Origin of the sequence: Sphingomonas sp. (genome assembly GCF_019242355.1) — a bacterium.
GTDB lineage: Bacteria > Pseudomonadota > Alphaproteobacteria > Sphingomonadales > Sphingomonadaceae > Sphingomicrobium.
Genome location: NZ_JAFAVR010000131.1, coordinates 1 through 2,455 on the forward strand (window position 1 = coordinate 1; position 2,455 = coordinate 2,455).

At 67.3% G+C, this 2,455-nt stretch carries 2 protein-coding genes, 1 tRNA gene and 1 pseudogene; 1 reads left to right on the forward strand and 3 read right to left on the reverse strand.

Annotated features, from left to right (window positions below):
- Nucleotides 1–34: 34 nt before the first annotated feature.
- Nucleotides 35–109 (forward strand) — tRNA-Val (locus tag JOZ79_RS06230).
- 30 nt (nt 110–139) lie between these two features.
- Here the strand turns inward: JOZ79_RS06230 and JOZ79_RS06235 are convergent.
- The 3 genes and pseudogenes from JOZ79_RS06235 to JOZ79_RS06245 form a co-directional block, all read right to left on the reverse strand.
- Nucleotides 140–1,072 carry an ABC transporter substrate-binding protein gene (locus tag JOZ79_RS06235; protein ID WP_294072082.1) on the reverse strand — a complete coding sequence of 311 codons (933 nt, stop codon included), beginning with the start codon at nt 1,070–1,072 and terminating at the stop codon, nt 140–142.
- A 32-nt stretch (nt 1,073–1,104) separates the two neighbouring features.
- Nucleotides 1,105–2,139 carry a ribose ABC transporter permease gene (locus JOZ79_RS06240; protein WP_294072085.1) on the reverse strand — a complete coding sequence of 345 codons (1,035 nt, stop codon included), beginning with the start codon at nt 2,137–2,139 and terminating at the stop codon, nt 1,105–1,107.
- A pseudogene (locus tag JOZ79_RS06245) lies at nt 2,136–2,455 on the reverse strand (D-xylose ABC transporter ATP-binding protein); the annotation flags it as partial. The pseudogene JOZ79_RS06245 and the gene JOZ79_RS06240, both read right to left, overlap by 4 nt.

A 2,455-nucleotide genomic window follows, 5' to 3' on the forward strand; every position in this document is an offset into this window, starting at 1 on the left:
GGGGCCGGTCCTTGCGGGCCGGCCCCGTCCTTTGAGGCGGTTAGCTCAGCGGTAGAGCGTCTCCTTTACACGGAGAGGGCCGGCGGTTCGAATCCGTCACCGCCTACCATCCCTCAATGTACCTCTCTGGGCTGATGCGTCAGTGCGACGTCCAGCCCTTGTAGTCCTTCACGTTCTCCCGCGTGATGAGCTGCGGCGCGAGCAGCACCATCGTCTGAGCGGGCTTCTTCCCGTCCACGACCTCGTTGCCGAGATCGACCGCCTTCTCCGCCATCGTGAAGGGGTCCTGCGAGGACGACGAGATGATCAGGCTGCCGGGCTGCTTCAGCGACGCCTCGATGTCCGGAGAGCCGTCTACGGAAGCGATCTTCAACTCGGTGCGGTGAAGCTGCTTCGCGGCGAGGTCGCATCCGATCGCGGTCGGGTCGTTAATCGCGAACACGCCGTCGATGTGCGGGAAGCGCGTCAGCAGCCCCTGCATGACCTGCAAGCCGCCGTCGCGCGATCCCTTTGCGTCCAGGTTATCGGACAGGACCTTGATGCCCGGATTCTTCTTTAATGTGGCCTCGCAGCCCTTTACCCGGTCAGTGACCGCGGAGACCTGGGGGCCGTTGACGATCACGACGTCGCCCTTGCCGCCGATCTGCTCGGCGAGATACTGGCAGGCGATCTCGCCCGCCTTGACGTTGTCCGTCTGCACGGTCACGTCCGCGCCCTGGGCAGCCACGTCGAAGGCGGCGACGACGATGTGCTGCGCCTGGGCGCGCTTGACCGCGGGGGCGATCGCTCTGGGATCGACGGCGTTCAGCAGGATCAGGTCGTCGCCCGCAGAGGCGAAATTGTCCATCTGCGTGGCCTGCTTATTGAGGTCGTAGTCGGAGGACACCGCCGTGACCTTCGACGCCGGGTTGATCTTCGCTGCCTCGGTCTGGGCGCCCTTCACCGCCGCGACGAAGTAGGGATTGCCGAGCGAGCCGACCGTCATCCCGATCTGCAGCGGCTTCTGCTCCGCCAGCGCGGGCAACGCGACCGCGACGGCGGCCGCGGCGAGCAGCGAATGTCTCAGCATCATGTTCTCTCCCTTGGTGCGTGTCCCCGGTTCCATCAGGTCCGTGCGCCGCTCTTGAGGCGGAAGCGGTCGAGCGCCACGGCTCCGATGATGACCAAGCCCTTGATGATGAATTGCCAAATGTCGGAGACGCCGACCAGCGTCAGCCCGTTCGTCAGCACGGCGATGATGAGCGCGCCGACCAGCGTGCCCCAGATGCCGCCGATGCCGCCGACGAAGCTGGTGCCGCCCAGGATCACGGCGGCGATAGCGTCCAGCTCATAGCTTTGGCCGAGCTGCAAGCCGTTCGCGGCGTAGAGCCGGGCCGCCGACATCACGCCGCCCAGGCCCGCGAGCAAGCCGGAGGCGGAATAGACGAACAGGAGCACCCACCAGACCCGGATGCCGGATAACCGCGCCGCATCCGGGTTGCCGCCCACCGCGTAGATGCGCATCCCAAGCACCGTACGGCGCAGGATGAACCAGGAGATGATGATCACGGCGAGCGCGATGATCACCAGCCACGGCACGCCAGCGACGACGCCGTTGCCGATGAAGGCGAACGGCAGGTCCGAGTTGAACACGGTCGAGTCGCCACCGAGCAGGCGCGCGAAGCCGCGGATCGCGGTCAGGCCGCCGAGCGTCACGATGAAGGACGGCAGGCCGACGACCGCAACCAGCAGGCCGTTGGCCACCCCGAACGCCAGACCCATCCCCAGCCCGGCGAGGATGCCGAGCAGCCCCAGCGCGCCGGACAGCTTGGACGCGATCACCGCCACCATCGCCGCAGCCGCGAGAATCGAGCCGACCGAGAGGTCGATGCCGCCCGTCAGGATCACGAAGGTCATGCCGGCCGCGAGCACGACGTTGATCGAGGCCTGCTGCAGCACGATCGAGGCGTTGCCGAGGCTGGCGAACCGCCCGTTCAGCAGGTCGAAGCCGACGCAGAGCAGCACCAGCACCGGCAGCATGCCGATTGCCTGGAAAGTGGCGCGGAGCTGCTGGCGGCGGGAGCGGGCGGGAGCGGCGCCACCCTGGGTCGCGACGCGACGGTCCGCGTCGATCCCGGCCGTCCCTGCGGGGTCGCTCATGCTGCCACCTGTCCGGCTGCATCCTGGGCCGCCGCACCCGTCGCGATGGCGATGATCCCTTCCTGCGTCATCTCCTTGCCCTCCATCTCGCCCGCGATCCTGCCGTCGCGCATCACCAGCGCGCGGTCGCAGACGCCAATAATCTCCGGCAGCTCGCTCGAGATCACGACGATCCCGACGCCGCTGCGCGCGAGATCGTTGATCAGCCGGTAGATCTCCGACTTCGCGCCGATATCGACGCCACGCGTCGGCTCGTCGAGCAGGAGCACGCGCGGCTTGGTCTCAAGGAGGCGCGAGAGCAGCACCTTCTGCTGGT

What these genes read in the sequence shown, in the direction of transcription:
- JOZ79_RS06235 (WP_294072082.1), bottom strand. Translation starts at nt 1,072, where the DNA reads ATGATGCTGAGACATTCGCTGCTCGCCGCGGCCGCCGTCGCGGTCGCG.
- JOZ79_RS06240 (WP_294072085.1), bottom strand. Translation starts at nt 2,139, where the DNA reads ATGAGCGACCCCGCAGGGACGGCCGGGATCGACGCGGACCGTCGCGTC.